The following is a 22,203-nucleotide window of genomic DNA, read 5'->3' on the forward strand; positions in this document are numbered from 1 at the left end:
ATAATTCAAAAAGCGAAGGAAAGCTAGCCCCCATGAGTTCGCAGCATGAAATGAGCGCATATTCGGGTAGGACCGTGATCATAACCGGAGCCTCGTCGGGCATTGGCCGCGCCAGCGCCGCGGCCCTGGCACGAGCGGGATTTACCGTCTTCGGGACAAGCCGTCGCAAAATTGCCGATGGCCCGGACGGAGTATCCATGCTGGTCTGCGATGTGACCGACGCCGCAGCAGTCAATGCGCTCGTGTCGACGGTGATCTCACAGACGGGCCGGATCGACCTTCTGATCAACAATGCCGGTGTCGGCCTACTTGGAGGCGCAGAGGAATCCTCGATCGCACAGGTTCAAGCCCTCTTCGATGTGAACCTGTTCGGCGTGATCCGCATGACTAACGCGATATTGCCGACGATGCGCCGCCAGGGCTTTGGGCGCATCATAAATATCGGCTCGGTGTTGGGCCTCATCCCGGCGCCCTACTCAGCTTATTACTCGGCGGCCAAGCATGCGCTCGAAGGCTACTCGGAGTCGCTCGACCACGAGGTGCGCGCCTTCAATATTCGCGTCTCGGTCATCGAGCCGGCATTCGTCCGCACCGTCTTCGACCAGAACGGTATCGAGCCTGATTCAGTGCTGAAGGAATACGATCGGGCTCGAATGGAAGTCGACGCGCTCCTTCGCGATGTGATGCCTAAAGCCGATCGGCCGGAAGTGGTGGCGGATGTGGTCGTTAGGGTGGCGACCGATGACCATCCGCGACGGCGCTATACAGCCGGCAAGGCAGCCCGGCAGGTCAGCATGCTGCGCCGCTTCGCCCCCGCAGAAATATTCGACAAGAGCCTGCGCAAGCAGTTTCGCTTGCCGGTCTGAATGATGGTGCGGCGGAGGTAGCCGGTTTCGTTCCCGTTCACCAAGAGCTCTATTGGAAGGTGATTACTATGAAGGCATTCGTTGTCGATAAGTACAACAAGAACGGCGCGCTGCGGCTGGCCGAGATGCCGGAGCCAGACCTCCAGGATAACGATGTCTTGATCGAAATCCACGCGGCGGCGGTGAATCCGCTGGATTCCAAGATCAAGTCGGGTGAATTCAAGCTCATCCTGCCTTATCGCATGCCTCTTATCCTGGGCCATGACGTCGCTGGGACAATCGTCCGGATCGGACCAAAAGTCCGCAAGTTCAAGGCGGGTGACAATGTCTATGCGCGCCCGCGCGATGGGCGGATCGGGACATTCGCCGAATTCATAGCCGTCGATGAAGCCGACGTGGCCTTGAAGCCCAGGAACCTCAGCATGGAAGAAGCCGCATCACTTCCCCTGGTCGGCTTGACTGCCTGGCAGACCTTGGTTGAAAGCGCAAACTTGAAGAAGGGGCAGAAGGTCTTCATTCAAGCTGGCTCCGGCGGTGTAGGGGCAATTGCCATCCAGCTGGCAAAGCACCTCGGCGCGACAGTCGCAACAACCGCCGGCGCAGCAAATTTTGATCTGGTGAAGAGCCTCGGCGCCGATATCGTCGTCGACTACAGGAAACAGGATTTTGAGAAAATCCTGACGGGCTACGACGTCGTCTTGAACAGTCAGGACGCCAAGACACTTGCAAAATCCGTGCATGTGCTGAAACCGGGCGGCAAGCTCATCTCCATCTCCGGTCCGCCGGATCCCGAATTTGCGAAGCAACGGCGCCTGAACGTGATGCTGAAGCTGGTTCTGCGCTTCCTGAGCCGGGGCATTCGGGCCAAGGCCAGACGCCTGGGCATAACGTATTCGTTCCATTTCATGTGGGCGCAGGGGAATCAACTGAGCAAAATTACGTCGCTCGTCGAATCCGGAACGATCCGGCCTGTCGTGGATCGCGTCTTTCCCTTTGAAGCGGCCAATGAGGCTCTGGCTTACGTCGAGGAGGGACGTGCCAAGGGCAAGGTCGTTATCAAGGTCAGATAGCAGCGCGCTCACAGGGAATGTCACACCGCCGCTTTCGATGTCTTCATGCGCTGCGACCGCGCCAGCGTCAGCACCAGAGGCGCCGCAGGATGCAGAAGGAGCCGGACACGCGCTCCTTGCCGAATTTCTCCGCCGCGAGCTTGAGGCTCTCGAAGACGCCTGGGACGCGACGAAAGCTGCCCTCGAGCAACTGGGAAATCAGGTTTGACCGCCCGTCAATCCGGCCGGCGCATGCGCCAGGCCGTCTCGACGGTCGCATATTCGCTGTAGCCCATGCGCGCGATCGGTCTCATCGCCGCGGTATCGACCCGACCATCCTTGATGAAGCGGTCATCGATATAGACGCCGACCACGCGTCCGATGATCGCCCATTGCCTGGCATCGCCATTGTCGTCGGGCAGCGGCACGATCTGGAACAGTTTGCATTCGAGCGCCGCCGGGCTTTCCTTGACGCGCGGCGCCTTGATGAAGCGCGACGCCGCCTGGGTCAGGCCCGCCAGCTTGAACTCATCGATATCGGGTGCGACGCGCGCGGAGGAGATGTTCACCTGCTCGCGCAATTCATAGGTCGCGAGATTGATGACGAATTCGCTGGTGGCCTCGATATTGGTGAGCGAGTCCTTCATGCCCGAAGACCCGATCACGATATAATGCGGCTTCTCGGATATGGCGTTGAAGAAGCTGTAGGGCGCCAGATTGGGCACGCCATTTTTGGCGATGCTCGATATCCAGCCGATCGGGCGCGGCGCCACGATGGCCTTGAACGGGTCATTGGGCAGGCCATGCGCATTGTCGATCGCATCATAATGCATCAGCTCAATCCTTTGATGAGGCGGGGCAGCCCGGCAATGCTGGCGATCACGTGATCGGCGAGCGGCGCCAGATGGTCATGCGCCGAATTGCCGGAGAGCACCCCGATCGCAAGGCCGGCGCCCGCATCATGCGCGGTCTCCATGTCATGCGGGTTGTCGCCCACCATGGCGACCTCGCTGGCCTCGATGCCCACCGCATCGGCGAAGGCATGGATCATGTCGCCAGAGGGCTTGGGCCGCGCCACGCTGTCGGCGCCGAGGATGATGTCGAAGAGATCGGCCGCATCGAGCGCCCGCATATGGAGAACCGCCGAACCTGCCGTGTCGTTGGTGGCGACGCCAAGCTTCAACCCCATGGCGCGCAATTCCGCGAGAACGGGCCTGAGCGGCATCAGCGCCTTCAAATGCCTGACGCCCAGGTCGCGATAGTCGATATCGAGGAGCCTCACTTTTTCCGAGACGCCCGCGGCATCGAGGCCGGGCCACCAAATGTCGACGATGTCGCGCGTCGTGCCTTGGGCCAGGACCGAGCCGGCGCGGAAGGCCCCGCTCACCGGGTCGAAGCCTGCGGCGGTGAATTTCGCCTCGATCTCCGCCGGACTGCGGTCGGCGAAGACTTCGTTGAGCAGTTGCTGATAGGCCGGAACCCAGGTGCCGGTGACGTCGATCAGCGTGCCGTCCTTGTCGAAGAGAACGCCCTTGATCGTCATGCGTCAGCCTTGCCAGCGGGTGATGAGGCTCTCCGGATCGGGGCGCGGCCGGTCCTCGAGCGCCGCCTGTGGCGTGCCGAAATAGACGAAGCCGACGATCTTCTCAGCCTCGCTGAGGCCCATGGACTTCATGATCTCCGCGTCATAGGCGATCCAGTCGGTGTTCCACTGGGCGCCGATACCGAGAGCGGCGGCGGCGAGCAGCATGTTCTGCGTGAGCGCACCCGCCGAGAGCAGTTGCTCCCATTCGGGGATCTTCACATGTGGCCCCGCTTTCGACACGACCGCGATGACGGTCGGCGCCCTGAGAAGCAGGTTGCGCTGGAAAGCGAGCGACTCTTCCCCATGCCCGGGATTGAGCGTCTGCCAGCGCGCCTTGATGATCTCACCGAACTTCGCGCGCGCCGCCCCTTCGAACAGGACGAGGCGCCAGGGCGTGAGCTTGCCGTGATCGGGCACGCGCACCGCGATTTCGAGGATGGTCTTGAGCTGGTCGGCGGTGGGACCGGGGGCCCCCATCGCCTTGACGGAGGCTGATTTGCGGGTTTTGAGGAGGGAAAGGGCGGAAGACGTGTCGTTGAGGCGGGTCATGGGCGCCTTAACAGCGGAACCCGACCGGCAAAGTCAAGATCGGAAAAAACAAGGCACAATTGCAGCGGTCGCGTTAACCAAAAATTAAGCATAAGATTGAGCCCGAAGCCGGTCTCGTGTTGGCTGTCAGGGCCGGCCGGGAAGGTCCGGGGATAACAGGGGAACGTCGTCTATGCAGAAGGGCCGCTATGTTCTGGGTTTCTTCGCGGCCCTTCTGCTTATCGACCCTGCTTCCGCCGCCTCGACAGCCGCCATAGACAGGACGCCCCAGATCGAAACGAGCGGTTCCGACGTCGCCTCCGAGATCCGCATCGAACTGACGAGGCCCGGCAGCGAGGCCCTCTCCTTCAATGCCCGCTTGAGCGAAAATGGCGGCCTCATCAACCGGCCGGTCTCCTGGCGGGTGAAGGCCTATGGTGGCGAAACCCTGCTGACGCGCGACTCCGATGCCGCCGAACTGCCGGCCGAGCCCGGCGACTATGTCGTCGAGGCGAGCTATGGCGCCGTCAAGGTGGCGCGCAAGCTCACCTTGCTCGAGGGTCAGCGCCTCGGCGTGACGCTGGTGTTCAATGTCGGCGGCTTGCGCATATTGCCGAAGCTCAAGCAGATCGGCCTGCCCGACGCCCATCCCTTCACCAGCATCTACAAGGCTTCCGGGCTTGACGGCGGCGAGCTGGTGGCGATCACCGAGGAGCCGGGCGAGATCCTGCGCCTCGGCGCCGGCACCTATCGCATCGAGAGCCGCTTCCGCCCCGGCAACGCCTCGGCCGTCGCCGAGGTGATGGTGAAGCCGGGGCGCATGTCGGCGGTCGAGCTCGACATGAGCGCCGGCATTGCTCGCCTCAATATGTCGAATGCCGAAGACCATGATGTGATCTGGTTCATCACCGATGCCAGGGGCAATGCGCTGCCCGGCATCCCCGGCCCCGCCGCCGACGTCGTGCTGACGCCCGGCCAGTATACGCTCCGTACACAGATCGATGGCGTCGATCAGAATTCGACCTTCACCATCACACCCGGCCAGATCAGCGCCATTCTCCAGGCGAATTAGCCACTCCCCTCATGCTTGCCTATCCGGCGATCACGCGGCTGAACATGTCGACGCTGCCGAGCTTGCCGGATTTGAGATGGAACGAGACCGGATCCGCCCCGCGCGTCACCGCCTGCGCGGCGCCGGCGCCGGCAATATAGGGTCCGGTATCGAGCGCCTTCACCTTGAGCGCCTCGAGCACCGCGCCCGATGTCTCGCCGCCCGCCACCACGAAACGCCGTACGCCCGCGCGATGAAGCTCGATGGCGACCCGCCCGAGCAGCTTCTCGCCGCGCCGGCCCGCACCCTTCCGCCCGAAGCGCTGTTGCGCCTCAGCGACCGCTTCGGGTGATGACTGGACCGCCACCGCCAAGGGGCCGTGCCGCAGTTTCTCGTGCATCCATGCGGATGCCTTTTCGATTGCTCCCGCATTGTCGGCCATGTCGAGGAGATCGAGTCTCAGGACCGGATGGGTCTGCTCGAAGTGATCGAGCTGGGCGCGCGTCTGCTCGGCACAGCTTCCGGCCAGCACGACGGCGGGTCCTTCCACGCGCGGCAGTGCCGTTTCGGAAGTGCGCGTCCTGAGCTGCGAGCGGGCGCGCCACAGAGCGGGATAATGCTCGGTGATCGTGCCACCCCCCGTCATCACCGGCCAGTCGATGCAGACTTGGGCGAGGCGCCTGAGGTCGTCATTGTCGACCGCATCGCAGATCGCATAGCGTTTGCCTTCGGCTTCGAGGGCGGCGGCCCGGGCGCGCAGCGTATCGGCGCCACCGATCACATCCTCATGGCGGATGAGCCCGACCGGATGCCGGGTCTGTGCCTGCAGCACTTCGACAAGATTGGGATTCTTCATCGGCGTCAGCGGGTCGAGGCGCTTGGGCGAGCGCGAGATGAGCTGGTCGGCATAGAAGAGATGGCCCTGATAGACCGTGCGCTTTACATCCGGAAAGGCCGGGCAGAAGCCGACGAAGCCTGCGCCGTAGCGCTCCGCCAGATAATCGGCGCAGGGCCCGATATTGCCGCGGGGCGTTGAATCGAAGGTCGCGCAATATTTGAAGAAGACCTGGCGCGCACCACCCTTGGCATCGATGAGATCGCAGGCCTTGGCAAAGCCCGCCACGGCTTCAGACGCCGGCGCCACGCGGCTCTTTAATGCGAAGACGACGGCATCGACATCGCCGATCGCCGCCGCATCGGCATGACGCGTCACCATGCGGGCGGAGAGCCCCTCGCGCACCATGAGGGAGGCAAGCTCGAGGCCGCCGGTGAAGTCGTCGGCTATGGCCGCCAGAAGCATAGGCAAGTCCCCTCCCCCGCGAAGATTCCGCTTCACAACTATAGAATATATCCTATAGGATCACGTCAGAAAGACACTGGCAAGGACCGAAAGGCCTGGAAACCAGTCAGTTTGAGGGAGCGAGCGCATGGACCACACCCGCATCTCGGCTGATGCGCAGCTGCGCGAGCGCGCGGCGCGCGTGATTCCGGGCGGGATGTGGGGACATCTCAACGCCGCCAAATTGCCTGCGAACTACCCGCAATATTTCGTCCGCGGCGAAGGCTGCCATTTATGGGATGCCGATGGGCGCGAGCTCATCGACTTCATGTGCGCCTGGGGGCCGATGATCCTGGGCTATAGCGACCCCGATGTCGAAGCGGCCGCCAATGCGCAGCGCCGCCAGGGCGATGTGCTCAACGGCCCGAGCGCCCGCCTAGTCGAGCTGGCCGAGCTCATGGTCGGCACTGTCGCCCATGCCGACTGGGCGATGTTCCAGAAGAACGGCACCGATGCGACGACGACCTGCGCCATGATCGCGCGTGCCGCCCAGGGGCGCCGCAAGATCCTGGTGGCCAGGGGCGCCTATCATGGCGCCGTTCCATGGTGCAATCCTTACCCGCAAGGCTCGACGGCGGAAGACCGCGCCCATCTCATCACTTATGATTATAACGACAGCGCCAGCCTGGAGCGCGCCGTGGCGGAAGCGGGCGATGATCTCGCCGGCATCTTCGTCTCCGCTTTCAAGCACGATCTCGGCAAGCCGCATGAGCTGCCCTCCCCTGCTTTCGCGAAAGCCGCGCGCGCTTTGTGCGACCGCAGCGGCGCAGCCCTGATCCTCGATGATGTGCGCGCCGGCTTCCGCCTCCATATGGGCGGCAGCTGGGAAACAATGGGCGTGAAGCCCGACCTTGCCGCCTGGTCCAAGGCCATTGCCAATGGCCATGCGCTCGCCGCCGTCACCGGCAATGACCGCTTCCGCCAGGCGGCGGCGCATATTTTCATCACCGGCTCCTTCTGGACCGCCTCCGTCGCCATGGCGGCAAGCCTTGCGACCATCGCCAAGCTCAAGGCGATCGATGGCCCGGCGATCATGCGGCGCATGGGCGAGCGCCTGCGCGCCGGCCTCGATGCGCAGGCCCGCGCCCATGGCGTGGCCTTGCGCCAGAGCGGTCCGCCGCAAATGCCGGTGATCCTGTTCGACGACGATCCGGAGCGCAGGAAGGGCTGGCTGTTCTGCTCGGAGGCCCTGAAGCGCGGCGTCTATATGCACGCCGCCCACACGATGTTCCTGAGCGCCGCCCACAGCGAGGCCGATATCGACCGCGCGCTCGAGGCGACGGACCAGGCCTTTGCCGAAGTGGCCCGGCAGTTTGGATGAGATGACGATGAGCGACAGCAATCTAGCATTGATGCAGGCGCCGCTCGAACAGGTCGAGGCGCGAAGCCTCACCGACCGCGTCTATCACCAGATGCGCGACCGGCTGATGCGCGGCATTCTCAAGCCGCATCAGCGCCTGCGCATCGGTGAGCTCTCCAAGACCTTCGGCATCAGCGAGACGCCGATCCGCGAGGCGATCTTCCAGCTGGTGCGCGACGGTGCCGTCGAGGCCAAGCCTCATTCCTATTTCCGCGTGCGCAAGCTCTCGGTCGCCGAATATGTCGAGCGCCGCGAGATCCGCCTGCTGCTCGAGCCGCTCGCCGCCGAGCGCGCCCTCGACAATATCAGCGATGCCGATATCGACCGGCTGGCCTCGCATCACCAGCGCCTCATCGCCGCCGAGGCGAACCGGGAATGGGATCCGGCCGTGCGCGCCAATTTCGATTTCCATTTCGGTCTCTATCGCGGTGCGAAGATGCCGCAGCTCATCACCATGCTGGAAAATCTCTGGCTGCAGCACGGCCCCCTGCTCAATTTCCTCTATCCCGACGGCCACCCGACCTATGACGGGCGCCACCAGCATGAGCACATCGTCGAGGCTCTGCGGGCGCGCGACCGCGAAGCGCTGCGCGCCGCTGTCCATGCCGACCTGGTCGAAGGCGGGCGCAATTTCCTGCGCCATCTGCAGGAACTGGAGAAGGCCGAGAAAGCGGGAGAAGACGCATGACGGGAGCGGTTGGCGAGCGCGGCCATAATGTCTCGCGCGCTTTTCTCGCCGACCGCGCGATGTTCGTGCGCCTCGCCCGCATCTGCGGCGCAGGCCACTATTCCTCGACCTTCTCGGCAGCCGAGCTCTTCGCCTCACTCTATTACGCGCATCTGAAGCTCGATCCGAGGGATCCCAAATGGCCGGACCGCGACCGCTTCGTGCTGAGCAAGGGCCATGCGGCGATCGGGCTTTATCCCATCCTGGCGCATCTGGGCTATTTCCCTCCCGAGCTCCTCGACAATTTTACGAGGCTCGGCAGCGCCTTCGGCGATCACCCGAACATGAAGCACATTCCGGGCATCGATTTCTCCTCGGGCTCGCTTGGCCATGGCCTGTCGATCGCCGTCGGCATGGCGCTTTCGGCGCGCGTGCAGAAGCGCGATTACCGCGTCTATTGCATGCTCGGCGATGGCGAGCTGGCGGAAGGCCAGATCTGGGAAGCCGCCATGTCCGCCGGCCATTACAAGCTCCAGGGCCTTATCGCCATCGTCGACCGCAACCAGCTCTGCATCGACGGGCGCACCGAGGATGTGATGGCGATCGAGCCGGTCGAGGAGCGCTTCCGGAGCTTCGGCTGGGAGGCGCAGCGCATCGACGGCCATGATTTCGACTCCATCTTGGCGGCGCTCGGCCGCTTGAAGCCTGCCGGCACCGGCAGGCCGCAGGTCATCATCGCCGACACGATCAAGGGTCGCGGCGTCAGGCGCATGGAATTGTCGCTGCAATGGCACGTCGCCAATCTGGCGGGCGACGACTATGCCGATGCCGAAGCCGAGATCCGCGCCGGCTTGCAGCCCTATCGGGAGAAGGCCCATGTCTGACCATCAGCAGGGCCAGGACGCGATCTTCCGCGGCACGTCGGGCGGCGATGCGGCGCTGAAGGACAGGAAATCGATCATCGGCACGCCCAATGCGGCGCTGCCAGCCTTCGTCCTCGGCGAAGAGTTGGCCGACCTCGCCGATCATGATCCGCGCATCGTTGTGCTGACGGCCGATCTCGCCAATGCCAACCGCACCAATGACTTCAGAAAGCGCCATCCCGAGCGCTTCTTCAATGTCGGCATCGCCGAGAAGAACATGATCACCGTGGCCGCCGGCATGGCGTCCTGCGGCAACATCCCCTATGCGGCGACCTTCGCCTCCTTCTGCGCCATATTGGGCGCCGAGCAGCTCAAGACCGACTGCGCCTATCCCGGCATGAAGGTGCGCCTCATCGGCCATCATTCCGGCATGTCCATGGGCTTCTACGGCACCAGCCATCACGCGCTGGAAGACCTGGCCATGACGCGCACCATTGCCGATCTCACCGTCATCTGCGCCACCGACGCCAATCATCTGCGCGCCATATTGCGCGCCTCGCTCAATCATCCGGGTGCGATGTATATCCGTCTCGGCCGTGGCCGCGACCCACAGGTCTATGCCGATGTGCCGCGCGATTTCGCCATCGGAAAGGCCGCGACCTTGCGCGAGGGCAAGACGATCTCGCTCATCTGCTGCGGCTCGGTGGTGCGCGCCACGCTCGATGCGGCGCAGCTCCTCGCCGAACGCGGCATCGAGGCGCGCGTCATCGACATGCATACGCTGAAGCCACTCGATGAAGCCGCCATCCGCAAGGCGGCGCAGGAGACGGGCGCCATCCTCACCATCGAGGAGCACAATATCACCGGCGGCCTCGGCAGCGCGGCGGCCGAGGTGCTCGTCAGTGAAGGACGCATCCCGTTCCAGCGTCACGGCATCCCGGACGAATTCGTTCCGGTCGGCCCGCCCGCCGCTCTCTATGCCCAATACAAGCTCGATGCGCCTGGCATTGCTGAAAAGGTGCTGACGCTCCTGGGAGGTACCCGCACTACCAACTGAACCAAACGGGCTTCGGCCCCTATAAAAGTGGAGGAGGAAACAGATGACCAAACTTTATCGACGCTCGCATTTCGCCAGGTGGCGTGCCGCCGCTTTGCTCTGCATCAGCCTCACCGCCGCGGCCTCGTTCCCGGCGCTGGCTTCGGCCGAGGACAAGCCCCTCGTCATCGTGCGCGACATCGACATCAACTCGCTCGATCCGGCGCGCGCCTGGTGCGACACCTGCCAGATCTATCTGAGCAATGTCTATGAGACGCTCATCGGTTTAGGCACCGACAACAAGTCGCTGGTGCCCAGGCTCGCCACCAAATGGGAAGCCAATGCCGATCAGAGCCAGTTCACCTTCACGCTCGATCCCGACGCCAAATTCTCCGACGGCTCGCCCGTCGAGGCGAAGGACGTGAAATGGTCGATGGAGCGGCTGAAGAATGTGAAGGGCGATGCGTCCTTCATGATGGACGCCGTCAGGAGCATCGAGGCCAAGGATGCGAAGACGGTCGTCGTGACGCTCACCGGTCCGAACTCGGAATTCCTCAACATCCTGACCGCCCCCTATACCGGCGTCGCCAACAGCGTCGAGGCGTCCGCCAATGGCGCCGCCGCCGGCGAGGACGCGGCCACCGCCGACAAGGGCGAGGCCTGGTTCCTCGCCCATTCGGCCGGCAGCGGCCCCTATATGCTGGCCGAATACAAGCCGGGCGACGTGCTGCGCTTCAAGGCCAATCCGAATTACAAGCGCAGTGCCGTGGCCATCGGCGACATCGTCATCAAGCACACCAAGGACGCGGTGGCGCAGGCGCAGATGCTGCAGAGCGGCGGCGCCGATATCGCCATGCAGATCGACCCCGACACCGCCAAGACGATCTCGGGCGGCGAACTGTCGGTCGAGACCGTGCCCTCCTATAATTTCCTCTATGTCGCGCTGTCGCCCGGCGCCAAGGACGGCGGCAAGCTCGCCAGCAAGGAAGTGCGCCAGGCCATCGGCTATGCGCTCGACTATGACGGCATCATCGAGTTCACCGTCGGCGGCCAGGGCAAGAAGATCCCCGTCGCCATTCCCAATGGCTTCCCGGGCACCGACGGACTGCCGGAGCCGAAGCAGGATCTGGCCAAGGCCAAGGAACTGATGGCGAAGGCCGGCGCCGCCGACGGCTTCGAGATCAACGCCACCTTCCCCAATATGAATGCCTATGGCGTCGACCTCTCGCTGCTGATCCAGAAGGTCCAGCAGGATCTCGACAAGATCAACGTCAAGCTCAAGCTGACGCCGGTCGAGTTCTCGGTATGGCGCGACCAGGTGCGCGGCGACGGCATTCCGCTCACCACCGTGTTCTTCGCGCCTGATTATTATGGCAGCGCGCAATATGTGCAGTATTTCGGCATGATGGAGGGAACGCCCTGGTGGAAGCGCGCCGGCGGCGCCACGGACGCCTCGATCACCAACGCCAAGACGGCCGAGCTTCTGACCAAGGTGCTGGCCGCCGGCGATGCCGAGAAGCCGGCGATCTACAAGGAGATCGCCCAGACCATGATCGATGATCGCATCATCATCCCGGTGGTCAGCCCCGACCTGGTGCTGGCGCATGCGAAGTCGGTGACGGGCCTGCGCTACAGCGCCTGCTGCAACCTGCTGATGAACGAGCTCGGACTCAAGTAAACCACGCGTACTCCCCTTCTCCCATGCTGCGCACGGGAGAAGGGGAAAAATGATGGAGAGTGTTTCGCCTTTTTATGAGACTTGCAGATTACATTGGCGATAGCGCCGCAGATGCAGGGACGGGCAGATGACGAGATACATCATCCGGCGTCTCATCGCCATGCCCTTCCTGTTGCTTGGCATCATCACCATCGCCTTCTTCATCTCGCATAATACCCGCGGCGATCCCCTGATCTCCATCATCGGCGAGCGCCAGATGGAGAATCCGGACGTCGTCGCCGCCGCCAAGGCGCGCTGGGGCCTCGACAAGAGCCTGCCCGAGCAATATGCGATCTATGTCGGCAATCTCACCACCGGCGATTTCGGCACGTCGCTGCGCACCAAGCGCCCGGTGGCGCAGGACCTTCTCGACCGCCTGCCGGCGACGCTCGAGCTCGTCATCGCCGCCATGCTGGCGGGCAGCCTGACCGGGATCGTGCTGGGCGTCATCGCCGCGCGCTTCCGCGACAGCGGCATCGACCACCTGGCGCGGCTATGGGCGCTCATCGGCTCATCGACGCCGGTCTTCTGGTCCGGCCTCATTTTGCTCTATGTGTTCTCCGTGGCGCTCGGCTGGCTGCCGGGACCGGGCCGGCTCAATGCCCGCACCCTGCCGCCCGAGACGATCACCGGCTTCCTCACCATCGACTCGCTCCTCTCCGGCAATCTCCAGCTGTTCCGCGAGAGCCTCTATCACCTGATCCTGCCCGCCCTCGTCCTCGGCTGGACGGTGATGGGCATCGTCTCGCGCCTGGTCAGGGTCAGCATGCTCGATGTGCTGAGCCAGGATTACATCGTGGCGGCGCGGGCGCGGGGTGCGCGCGAGCTGCGCGTGCTGTTCAACCACGCTCTGCGCAACGCGATGATCCCGACGCTGACCATCATCGGCTTCACTTTCGCCTATCTGATCACCGGCGCCGTCCTCACCGAGACGATCTTCTCCTGGCCCGGCATCGGCTCCTATGCGGTCGATGCGGCGCGCAATCTCGATTATCCCGCGATCATGGGCGTCACCATTGTCGGCGGCATGGCCTTCCTGCTGAGCAATCTCCTGACCGACATCGCCTATGCCTTCGCCGATCCGCGCATCAGGCTGAGATAGCCATGTCCGCTTCCTCAGCCCCCGCGAAGCCCCGTTCCTTCGCCCTTCCCTCCCATCTCACTCTGCCGGTGCTGCTCGGCGCCGCCATCACGCTGTTCTGGATCGTGACCGCGCTCAGCGTCGATCTCTGGCCGATCTATGACCCGCTCGACATGGTGGCGCGCCGGCTGATGCCGCCAAGTGCCGAGCACTGGTTCGGCACCGACGCGCTCGGCCGCGATGTGCTGACCCGCACGCTGCATGGCGCGCGCTCCTCGCTCATCATGTCCTGCGCCGTCATCTTCTTCGCCGTCTCGATCGGCAGTGCCCTCGGCGCCATTGCAGGATATGCCGGTGGCTTCATCGACAATGCCATCATGCGCCTCGTCGATGTGACCTTGTCCTTCCCGCCGATCCTGCTGGCCATGGCCGTCACGGCGGCACTCGGCCCCGGCCTCGAGAACGCCGCCATCGCCATGATCATCGTCTGGTGGCCGGCCTATGCGCGCCTGATGCGCGGCCAGGTGCTGGCCGTCAAGGCGCGCGAGCATGTCGAGGCGGCGGTCGCCGGCGGCGCCGGTCATGCCCGCACCCTCATCCGCCACATCCTGCCTTTGTGCTGGGGTCCGATCCTCATCAACGCCACGATGGATTTCGGCCAGGTGGTGCTGCTCGCGGCGTCCTTGTCCTTCATCGGCCTCGGCGCCTCGCCGCCCACGCCCGAATGGGGCTCGATGATCTCGGAAGGCGCCATTCATTTCTATCAATGGTGGATCTGCGCCGGTCCCGGCCTCGCCATCCTCTCGGTGGTGCTCGGCTTCAATTTCCTCGGCGACGGCCTGAGCGACTATCTCGATCCGAGGCGCTCGTGAGCGCCGCCCCCTTGCTCGAGGTTCGCGATCTCACGGTTCGCCTCGGCGGGCCGGCGCGCCGGCTGGAAGCGGTGCGCGAGGCGAGCTTCGCGCTCGCCGAAGGCACGACGCTCGGCATTGTCGGGGAATCGGGCTGCGGCAAGAGCATCACCATGCTGGCGCTGATGGGGCTGCTCGCGCCCGACATCGAGATTTCGGGCTCGGTGCGCTTCCGCGGCGAGGAGCTCATCGGCAAATCGCAGCGCGAACTGTCCTCTCTGCGCGGCAAGCGCATGGCGATGATCTTCCAGGACCCCATGACATCGCTGAACCCGGTCATGACGGTGGGCGAGCAGATCGGCGAGGCCATCGCCATCCACGCCACCGCGCTGTCGCGCGCCGCCCGCCAGGCCCGCGCCCTCGATCTGCTTAAGGTCGTCGCCATCCCCTTTCCCGAACGCCGGCTCAGGCAATATCCGCATGAGCTCTCGGGCGGCATGCGCCAGCGCGTGATGATCGCCATCGCCATGGCCAATGATCCCGAGCTTTTGATCGCCGATGAACCGACGACGGCGCTCGACGTCACCGTGCAGGCTCAGATCATGGAGCTGCTGCTGCAGCTGCAGAAGGAGCGCAAGATGGGGCTGGTCCTCATCAGCCATGACCTGGGCGTCGTGGCGCGGGTGGCGAACGAGGTCGCCATCATGTATGCCGGGCGCATCTGCGAGCGCGGTCCCGTCGGCACGGTATTCGGGCGCCCGGGCCATCCCTATACGCGCGGTCTCCTGGCGTCGCTTCCCAAGATCGATCGCACCGTCGAAAGCCTCATCGCCATTCCGGGCAGCCTGCCCTCGCTCGCCCAGCGCCCGTCGGGTTGCCGCTTCCATCCCCGTTGCACATTCGCCCAATCGATCTGCACGCGTGACGATCCTGCTCTGCTGCCGCGCGGCAGTGTCGATGTCGCCTGCCATTTCGCCGACAAGGTGGAAACGTCATGAGCCCGATCCTGTCGGTGCGCCACCTCGCCAAGCATTTCCCGATCCGCTCAGGCGTGATCCTCGAGCGCACCGTTGGTCACGTGCAAGCGGTGTCGGATGTCTCCTTCGACATCGCCCGCGGCGAGACGCTGGGACTTGTCGGTGAATCAGGCTGCGGCAAGACCACGCTCGGCCGCTGCATCGTCCGCCTGCTCGAGCCGAGCGCCGGCGAGATCCTGTTCCGCGGGAGCGATATCGCAAGACTGTCGCGCCGCGACATGCGGCCCTTGCGCAAGCATCTGCAGATCGTCTTCCAGGATCCCTATGCATCGCTGCATCCGCGCATGCGGGTGCGCGACATCATTGCCGAACCCCTGCGGCTCCTCGACCTGCCGCCCGCCGCCGCGACGGACCGGGTGCATGAGCTGCTCGATCTGGTCAAGCTCGACCGCGATTATGCCGAGCGCTATCCGCATGAACTGTCGGGCGGCCAGCGCCAGCGCATCGGCATCGCCAGGGCGCTCGCGGTCGGACCCGATCTTCTCGTTCTCGATGAACCGGTCTCCGCCCTCGATGTCAGCATCCAGGCCGGCATCCTCAACCTTCTGAAGGAGCTGCAGGCGAAGCTCGACCTCGCCTGCCTGTTCATCTCGCACGACCTGTCGGTGATCCGCCATCTGTGCGACCGCGTGGCGGTGATGTATCTGGGCAAGATCGTCGAGATGGCGGAGCGCGAAGAGCTCTATGAGCGGTCCGCCCATCCCTATACGCAGGCCCTCCTCTCCGCGGTGGCTTCCCCCGGCGGGGCCGCCAGGGACCGCATCCTGCTCAAGGGCGATCCGCCCAATCCGGCAGACCCGCCCTCAGGCTGCCGGTTCCGCACCCGCTGCTGGAAGGCTGCCGACATCTGCGCGGCGCAGGAACCCTCGCTGAACTCCCGGAATGGCTGTCACAGCGTGGCCTGTCACTTCCCGGAAGACACGTAAGATCGGTTGGCAATCGCCTCATCGAGCGCCCGGGTGGCGCGGACGAAATTGAGCTTGCGGCCGAGGGCGGCAACGCGCGTCAGCTCGGCCTTGACCTCTGCCGATCTCTCACCCCGACCGTGACGGATCAGGATGCGAGCTCTCTGGATGAGGAAATCAGCCCACGGAAAGGGCTCCTTCGCCGTATAGTCGGCCATCGCCTCGGCGAAGCCTTCCGCTTGCTGCCATTCACCGCGCTTCAGGGCCGAGGTCATCATGTGGCTGTTGAAGAACATGTGATTATGGCTGGGAGCGCCGGCGGCCAGGATGGCGCGCGCCTTGGCGATATGGCCCTGCCGCTCGCTTTCGCTCGTCGCCAGCTCCGCCAGCATGCCGAGCACGATCGGGCCCATGTAGTTGAGCCCGGTCTCCTTGCACAGTTGGTAGGCCCATTGCGCGTAATGGCGCGCCTCGTCGGGCTTCTCGTCGGCAAACGCGAGCTCGGCGAAGAACATCTTGCTTTCCGCTTCGAAGCGTTTGGCGCCGAGCGCGATGGCGATCTCGTCGGCCTTGACCGCATGTTCGCGCGCCGCAACGAGCTGATCGGCCTCGAACAGGCAGAAATAGCTGCAATGATGCGAGATCATCTCCGCCCGCCGCGCCCCCGCCCGTTCGGCGAGCCGGATCGCTTCGCGATTGTGCTCCTGCGCCAGTTGCCATTCGCCCTTGGACAGAGCGGCGATGGCGCACATCGGGAGATTGGCCACCTCGATGCGTCCGAAGCCTTCCTTGCGTGCCAGCTCCACGCAGCGGCTGAAGGCGTCATAGGCGCTCAGCATACGCCCCTGGGCATAATGGCCGTCGCCGAGCCCGCCCAGCGCCCGGATCTCCGCCTCGATCGAGCCCGCCTGGCGGGCAAGATCGAGTGCCTTCTGGTGTTCGGCCAGGCATTCGGCGAGCCGGCCCTTCGGGAACAGCAGATTGCCGCGCAGATAGTGCGCGCGCGACAATTCGAGCAGCAAACGGTCGCGGTCGGCGATCGTCTCGGCGCGGTCGAGCGCCGCGAAAGCCTCATCGAAGCGATCGACCAGCCTGAGACTTTGCGCAAAGCCGATATTGGCGCGGCAGGTCAGCGCATCATCATTGGCCGCAAGCCGCAGCGCCTCCGGCCACACCTCGAGCGATGGCGCGATCTGGCCGGTTTCGAGCAGCATTTCGCCGCGCCGCGTCAGGAGTTCCGCCTTGAAAGCCCCCTCCTCCACCAGCGCCAGGGCACGCGCATTGAGAGAAATCGCGCTTTCATAATGATAGATCGCCCATTCGCCCTGCGCCGCCTCATCATAGGCTTTGGCAGCGCCCGGATCCTGCGCCTGATCGAGATGGCTCGCGACAAGGAGCTTGTCATGCCCGCGAAACCACTCGGCCGCCTTGACATGCAGGCTGCGGCGGCGCGATTTCGGCAAGGTGCCATAGGTCGCATCGCGCACCAGCGCATGGACGAACTCGAAATGCGGTCCCGCCGGCCGGATCAGGAAGGCGTCGATCAGCGCCTGCATCGGAACATTGGCCGTCTCCGCCAGGTGGTCGATTTCCTCCCGGGCGAAACGCTGGCCGAGCACGGAGGCCGTCTGCACGATGCGCCGGTCGGACTCGCTCAGGCGATCGAGACGCGCCACGACGAGACTCTGTATCGATTGCGGCAGCGCCTCGCCGCCAGCCCCTGTCTTGTGATGCAGAAGCTGCACGAGGAACAGCGGGTTGCCGGCGGCGCGCGCCAGCACCTCCCTCACCGAGGCACTCTTGCCCTCGAACATCTGTTCGGCAAGCCGGCGCGCGTCTTTCTCCGAGAGCGCGGAGAGATCGATCGTGGTCAGGGGTGTCGGCGCCGCCCGCATCCGCCAGGCGGCATTGAGCGGATCGCTTTCCGGCCGCGTGGTGAAGACGAGCATGATCGGATGGCCTTGCGCGCTTTGCGCCAGCGGCGCCAGGATATCGAGCCCGTCCTCGTCGATCCAATGCAGATCCTCGATGGTGAAGAAAAGCGGTCCCCGCCCGGCGGCGAGAACGGCAACTTTCGCCAGTGTCGCCGCGCGGGCCGCCTTGCGGCCCTGGGCGTCGAATGTGCTGAACAGGCGCGCAAGCGGAGCCGGCAACATCACCCCCATGAGATCATGGAGGAAAGCCTCGTCGCGCTCGCCAAGGCCGTTCGCGGCGGCAAAAGACGCAATGCCCGCCGTCATCTCGTCATCGCTCAGGCTCGGCCCGAGGCCGAGCAGAGCCTGGGTGACGAGCCGGCGCAATTGCGTCTGGCTGCCGCCGCCGAAGCTCATCACGGCGGCGGCGAGGCAGCGGAAGCCATGCCGGCGCGCCGCGTCCGTCGCCTCTTCGAGGAGGCGTGTCTTGCCGATGCCGGCGTCGCCGCGAATATGGATGATGCGGCCGCTCTGCTGTTGCGCCGTCATGTCGAGCGCATGCTCGATCTGCCTCACTTCCGCTTCCCGGCCGACAAAGCGCGGGCCGCTCGTTTCCCTGTTTGTCGGACCGGTCTGGGCAAGCTTGAAGACCGGCATCGGTTCGGCGAAGCCGTCGAGCCGGTGGCGGCCGAAATCCCTGACCGCATGGCGATGCGCGATCGCCGCGGCAAGGTCTCCCGACAAAAGGATTTCGCCCGCTTTGGCGAGATCGCACAGCCTTGCGGCCAGATTGACCGAGGAACCGGTGATCGTATAGGGCCGGTGCATGTCGCTGCCGGTCGACGCGGCAAGGACGGTTCCGGCGGCAAGCCCGCTATGGACATCGAGCTTCGTCACATTGTAGCGCTTGGCCAGCGGCGCCATGCCCTCGCGGATGCCGATGGCCGCGGCAACGGCACGTTCCGCGTCATCGCCATGGGCGACGGGTGCCCCGAACACCGCCATCACGCAATCGCCGATATGCTTGTCGATCGTGCCGCCCAGACGCACGATCACGCCATCGGCAAGGGCGAAATAGTCATTGAGCAGCCTCTGCACGTCTTCCGGATCACGCTCGCCGGAGAGAGCGGTGAAGCCCGACAGATCGGCGAAGATGACGGTGACCGGGCGCAGCTCGCTGTCCGGAGCACGCGCTTCGGGTGCGCGCGCTGCCGCCGGCGCCGCCTGGCCCAGCGGCGATCCGCACTGGCCGCAGAACTTGGCGGTCGGGGCATTCTGCGCGCCGCAGCCGGAGCACACCGCCGCCAGTGCCGTTCCGCAGGAAGTGCAGAAGCGTTGGCCTGGCTGTGCTGGCGTTCCGCAGGCAGAGCAGTTCATTTGCCGTCCAAATCACCATTCCAACGATGCATTATATCGCGCTGGATCAAAAAAATTTCCATTCGCAGCGAGACCGGGCAATCGAATATTGCGTAACGTCAATTCTCACTGTAAGCAGAAGGGGTTCAACTCGCAATGAGGTAGCCTTATGCCTACCAAGATAATTGCGGTCCACAACGATGCCTCCCTAGCCGGTGACCTGACACATGCAACGACGGGTGCCGCCGCCGCCGGATACCAAGTAATTCCAAGCTTTACCGGGCCTGGTGATCTCATTACCAGCGTCGGCGCTATACTCGACGCGAACAGCTTCGATTGCTTGGAGCTGCTTGAGATCGTCGCTCACGGAGACCCGACTTACCTCGACGATATTCTCGATGAGCCTTCCTTCGGTGCAAGTCTCAAGACTGTGAGACTCTGTGATGTGTGTCACCTGTACCTCTCTGGATGCAACACCGCCGTCAATCTCAGTCGAATGTTCAGTCATGCTCAGCTGGTTTCGCTCCATGGACCAACTGTGGCCGCTGATGGAGTGATGCTAACTGTCTACGGCGCAAAGGGGTATGTTGCCGGCTTGCACATGGACGGGTCGGAGGACACCGTCGGCAACAGGGGCGTAGGTGGTGTTTACTTGGCCGGATATCCGGACGCACCCGATGGAAGCGGTAATCCCGGAGTGAACATCGGCTCGATCAATGCTGTCGGGCAAGCCTGCTGGAGGGGTTATCGCGAAGGCAGGAGGGTCATATGATCAGGATCAAGATTGCAGACCCATCCACCCGTCGTGGCATTATCCTCGACGATGTGCAAAGCGACATGTTTCTCAAGGAACTGGCTCGGACACAGGGTGACATCGAGCCTGCTGGCGACCATCTGCAGCGTGTAGCCTCCGACATGACCATCAGGGTGGTGGATGATGCCGCGCCTGTCCGTGAATATCTCATCTACGGACGCAGCGTCTTGTTTGATACCCAAGACAAGACCATGCGGCAATTCTATATGGGTCTGCTGCTACAGGAGTGGCTTTCGAGATGACGTATTCTGTGACCTGGGTCACTTGGTGAGATTGACCACGATCACGCCGATAAGCGCCATGGCGCCACCGATGATGGCGATGAGCCCCGGCACTTCGCCCAGCCACAGGAAGCCGAGCAGCGTCGAGATGGGCGGCACGCTGTAGAGGAAATTGGATGCGCGGCTGGCCGGGAATTTCGACAGCATCACCGAATAGGTCGCATAGGCGACCATGCTGGGGCCGAGCCCCAGATAGACGACGGCGAACAATGCCTCCGGCGAGGCATGCGGCAGCTGCATCGCCGCTGCCGGCATGAAAGGCGCCAGGATGAGCGCGCCGATCACGATGTTCCATGCCGCGACCGTGACCGGATGGTGCTTCTTCAGGATGGGTTTCTGCACGATGGTGGTGATGGTGTTGCACAAAGCAGCACCGAAGATGAAGAGCGCGCCGATGTCGATGCGCAATCCCTCGCCTTCGCCCAGCGCAATAAGACCGATGCCGGCGAAGGAAATCACCGTGCCGAGCCAGGCGGCGCGGCTGAAGGTCTCGTTCAGCAGCAGCATCGCAAAAATGGCGGTGATGATCGGATTGACATTGATGATGAAGCTCGCCGCGCCCGCCGAGACCGTCGTCTCGCCGATATTGAGGAGCACGGTATAGAGCGCCACGAAGAAGATGCCGCCGGTGGCGATGCGCCACATCTCACGCCATTCGGGCCAGCCTGGCCGGGTGATGAGGAGATAGAGGGCCGCCGGCACCCCGGCGATGGCGAAGCGGGCAGCGCCGAGCTCAACCGGACCGAAGGCTTCGAGCCCGGCCCGGATGGCCGGGAAGGCCGAGGCCCAGATGAGGATGGTGACGATGACCGCGCCAATGGCGGTCGCGTCGCGCGAGGTCGCGGGTGATGATGAGGCAGCGGACATGCGCCCCATGTCGGCTGGAACGAGCTCCTTGACAAACGAAACAATCGACTATGAGCTGTGAGCATGGATCACAGCTCTTTGCCGCCCCTCGATACGCTGCGCGCCTTCGACACGGCCGCGCGCACCGGGAGCTTCTCGGCGACCGCCGACACGCTCAACCTCACCCATGGCGCGGTGAGCCGCCAGATCGCCAAGCTCGAGCGCTGGTTCGGCCACCGCCTCTTCGCCCGCCAGGCCCGAGGCGTCGCCCTGACACCGGAAGGCCAGCGCCTGTTCTTGCGCACCACCGAGGCCTTCTCGATCATCGCCGACGGCTCGGACCGCTGGGTGGATGCGCGCGGCAGCGCCGTGGTCCGGCTGACCTCGATTCCTTCGGTCAGCGGCCTGTGGCTGATGCAGCGCCTGAACCGGTTCGAAGGCAGCGACCCGCCTTTGCGCATCGAGCTCACCGTGGAACATCGCCATGTCGACCTCGAAGCGGAAGGGGCGGATCTCGCCATTCGCTGTGGTCGCGGCCGCGTTCCCAACCGCATCTCGGTGCAGCTCTTCGAGGAGCTGTGCTACCCGATCGCCGCGCCCGCTCTGGCGCGCCGCATCGGATCGGGCAAGCCCGAGCGGCTGCTCGATCATCCGCTCATCCATGATTCTGACGCTTCCGCCTGGCGCGCCTGGTTCTCGACCCAGGGCATCGACTATCGTCCGCGTCCGCAGGACCGCCGCTTCGAGGATTACAATATGGTGCTGGAGGCCGCTGCCCATGGGCTGGGGATTGCGCTGGCGCGGCCCCCGATGATCGAGGGGCCGCAACATCGCGACCGCTTCATGCAGGTCGATCAGCACCGGGTGAAGAACCCTGTTTCCTATTGGCTCGATCGGCCGCAGGGCAAGCCAAGGCCCGCCGCCATCATCCTGGCGCGGCGGATCATGGCGGAAGCTGCCATTCCACAGGGAAGTGCAGAAAACTTCATTGCTGCAGATAGTTAGCCTGCTTTTCTGAAGCCTGCTCTCAGTTGGGAAAACCCTCACCCCGGGGCTCG

21 protein-coding genes are annotated in these 22,203 nt (G+C 64.1%); 15 read left to right on the plus strand and 6 right to left on the minus strand.

What is annotated here, in order from left to right; all coding sequences use genetic code 11:
• Positions 1-50 precede the first annotated feature (50 nt).
• Together DT068_RS16885 and DT068_RS16890 are read left to right on the plus strand one after the other, a co-directional pair.
• Positions 51-866, plus strand: coding sequence for an oxidoreductase (locus DT068_RS16885; RefSeq protein WP_119391296.1), 816 nt, complete (start codon positions 51-53; stop codon positions 864-866).
• 68 nt (positions 867-934) lie between these two features.
• Positions 935-1,936: an NADP-dependent oxidoreductase gene (locus DT068_RS16890; RefSeq protein WP_119391047.1), complete on the plus strand. Its 1,002-nt coding sequence runs from the start codon at positions 935-937 to the stop codon at positions 1,934-1,936.
• Positions 1,937-2,151: 215 nt separating this feature from the next.
• On the opposite strand, the gene DT068_RS16895 is transcribed toward DT068_RS16890, so the two are convergent.
• From DT068_RS16895 to DT068_RS16905, 3 genes are read right to left on the minus strand one after another with little or no spacing between them, the layout of a single operon-like run.
• Positions 2,152-2,748 (minus strand): flavin reductase family protein, encoded by a 597-nt coding sequence (locus DT068_RS16895; protein WP_119391048.1) that lies wholly within the window; start codon positions 2,746-2,748, stop codon positions 2,152-2,154.
• Positions 2,748-3,458 carry an HAD family hydrolase gene (locus DT068_RS16900; RefSeq protein WP_119391049.1) on the minus strand — a complete coding sequence of 237 codons (711 nt, stop codon included), beginning with the start codon at positions 3,456-3,458 and terminating at the stop codon, positions 2,748-2,750. The genes DT068_RS16895 and DT068_RS16900 overlap by 1 nt, the downstream gene beginning before the upstream one ends.
• A 3-nt stretch (positions 3,459-3,461) precedes the next feature.
• Complete coding sequence (locus DT068_RS16905) at positions 3,462-4,049, minus strand: nitroreductase family protein (protein ID WP_119391050.1); 588 nt, start codon at positions 4,047-4,049, stop codon at positions 3,462-3,464.
• Positions 4,050-4,221: 172 nt separating this feature from the next.
• On the opposite strand from DT068_RS16905, the gene DT068_RS16910 reads away from it, so the two are divergent.
• Positions 4,222-5,100: a hypothetical protein gene (locus tag DT068_RS16910; protein WP_119391051.1), complete on the plus strand. Its 879-nt coding sequence runs from the start codon at positions 4,222-4,224 to the stop codon at positions 5,098-5,100.
• Between the two features lie 19 nt (positions 5,101-5,119).
• Here DT068_RS16910 and otnK read toward each other — a convergent pair whose 3' ends face one another.
• Positions 5,120-6,379 carry a 3-oxo-tetronate kinase gene (otnK, locus tag DT068_RS16915; protein ID WP_119391052.1) on the minus strand — a complete coding sequence of 420 codons (1,260 nt, stop codon included), beginning with the start codon at positions 6,377-6,379 and terminating at the stop codon, positions 5,120-5,122.
• 127 nt (positions 6,380-6,506) lie between these two features.
• Between otnK and DT068_RS16920 the strand changes: the two genes are divergently transcribed.
• The 9 genes from DT068_RS16920 to DT068_RS16960 all read left to right on the plus strand — a co-directional run bounded on the left by DT068_RS16920 (position 6,507) and on the right by DT068_RS16960 (position 15,956).
• Complete coding sequence (locus DT068_RS16920) at positions 6,507-7,739, plus strand: aminotransferase class III-fold pyridoxal phosphate-dependent enzyme (protein ID WP_119391053.1); 1,233 nt, start codon at positions 6,507-6,509, stop codon at positions 7,737-7,739.
• Between the two features lie 7 nt (positions 7,740-7,746).
• Positions 7,747-8,466, plus strand: a complete 720-nt coding sequence (locus tag DT068_RS16925; RefSeq protein ID WP_368904783.1) for a GntR family transcriptional regulator — start codon at positions 7,747-7,749, stop codon at positions 8,464-8,466.
• On the plus strand, positions 8,463-9,329 hold the full coding sequence (locus DT068_RS16930; RefSeq protein ID WP_119391054.1) for a transketolase: 867 nt from the start codon (positions 8,463-8,465) through the stop codon (positions 9,327-9,329). Before DT068_RS16925 ends, DT068_RS16930 begins: the two co-directional genes overlap by 4 nt.
• Positions 9,322-10,365, plus strand: coding sequence for a transketolase family protein (locus tag DT068_RS16935; protein ID WP_119391055.1), 1,044 nt, complete (start codon positions 9,322-9,324; stop codon positions 10,363-10,365). Before DT068_RS16930 ends, DT068_RS16935 begins: the two co-directional genes overlap by 8 nt.
• 43 nt (positions 10,366-10,408) lie before the next feature.
• Positions 10,409-12,022 carry an ABC transporter substrate-binding protein gene (locus DT068_RS16940; RefSeq protein ID WP_119391056.1) on the plus strand — a complete coding sequence of 538 codons (1,614 nt, stop codon included), beginning with the start codon at positions 10,409-10,411 and terminating at the stop codon, positions 12,020-12,022.
• A gap of 127 nt (positions 12,023-12,149) precedes the next feature.
• On the plus strand, positions 12,150-13,163 hold the full coding sequence (locus DT068_RS16945) for an ABC transporter permease (protein ID WP_119391057.1): 1,014 nt from the start codon (positions 12,150-12,152) through the stop codon (positions 13,161-13,163).
• A gap of 2 nt (positions 13,164-13,165) precedes the next feature.
• Positions 13,166-14,014: an ABC transporter permease gene (locus DT068_RS16950; protein WP_119391058.1), complete on the plus strand. Its 849-nt coding sequence runs from the start codon at positions 13,166-13,168 to the stop codon at positions 14,012-14,014.
• Complete coding sequence (locus DT068_RS16955) at positions 14,011-14,991, plus strand: ABC transporter ATP-binding protein (protein WP_368904784.1); 981 nt, start codon at positions 14,011-14,013, stop codon at positions 14,989-14,991. The genes DT068_RS16950 and DT068_RS16955 overlap by 4 nt, the downstream gene beginning before the upstream one ends.
• Positions 14,988-15,956, plus strand: coding sequence for an ABC transporter ATP-binding protein (locus DT068_RS16960; protein WP_119391060.1), 969 nt, complete (start codon positions 14,988-14,990; stop codon positions 15,954-15,956). Before DT068_RS16955 ends, DT068_RS16960 begins: the two co-directional genes overlap by 4 nt.
• Here the strand turns inward: DT068_RS16960 and DT068_RS16965 are convergent.
• Positions 15,935-19,225 (minus strand): AAA family ATPase, encoded by a 3,291-nt coding sequence (locus DT068_RS16965; protein ID WP_119391061.1) that lies wholly within the window; start codon positions 19,223-19,225, stop codon positions 15,935-15,937. The two genes, DT068_RS16960 and DT068_RS16965, sit on opposite strands and share 22 nt — an antisense overlap.
• Positions 19,226-19,373: 148 nt before the next feature.
• Between DT068_RS16965 and DT068_RS16970 the strand changes: the two genes are divergently transcribed.
• Together DT068_RS16970 and DT068_RS16975 are read left to right on the plus strand one after the other, a co-directional pair.
• The gene (locus DT068_RS16970) at positions 19,374-19,976 is read left to right on the plus strand and encodes a hypothetical protein (RefSeq protein ID WP_119391062.1); all 603 of its coding nucleotides are present in this window, start codon (positions 19,374-19,376) and stop codon (positions 19,974-19,976) included.
• Positions 19,973-20,260 (plus strand): hypothetical protein, encoded by a 288-nt coding sequence (locus tag DT068_RS16975; RefSeq protein ID WP_119391063.1) that lies wholly within the window; start codon positions 19,973-19,975, stop codon positions 20,258-20,260. The genes DT068_RS16970 and DT068_RS16975 overlap by 4 nt, the downstream gene beginning before the upstream one ends.
• Positions 20,261-20,278: 18 nt before the next feature.
• On the opposite strand, the gene DT068_RS16980 is transcribed toward DT068_RS16975, so the two are convergent.
• Positions 20,279-21,166, minus strand: coding sequence for a DMT family transporter (locus DT068_RS16980; RefSeq protein ID WP_119391298.1), 888 nt, complete (start codon positions 21,164-21,166; stop codon positions 20,279-20,281).
• Positions 21,167-21,229: 63 nt separating this feature from the next.
• Between DT068_RS16980 and DT068_RS16985 the strand changes: the two genes are divergently transcribed.
• Positions 21,230-22,150: a LysR substrate-binding domain-containing protein gene (locus tag DT068_RS16985; protein WP_119391064.1), complete on the plus strand. Its 921-nt coding sequence runs from the start codon at positions 21,230-21,232 to the stop codon at positions 22,148-22,150.
• Positions 22,151-22,203: the final 53 nt, after the last annotated feature.

It is taken from the genome of Taklimakanibacter lacteus (assembly GCA_003576695.1).
GTDB lineage: Bacteria > Pseudomonadota > Alphaproteobacteria > Rhizobiales > Aestuariivirgaceae > Taklimakanibacter > Taklimakanibacter lacteus.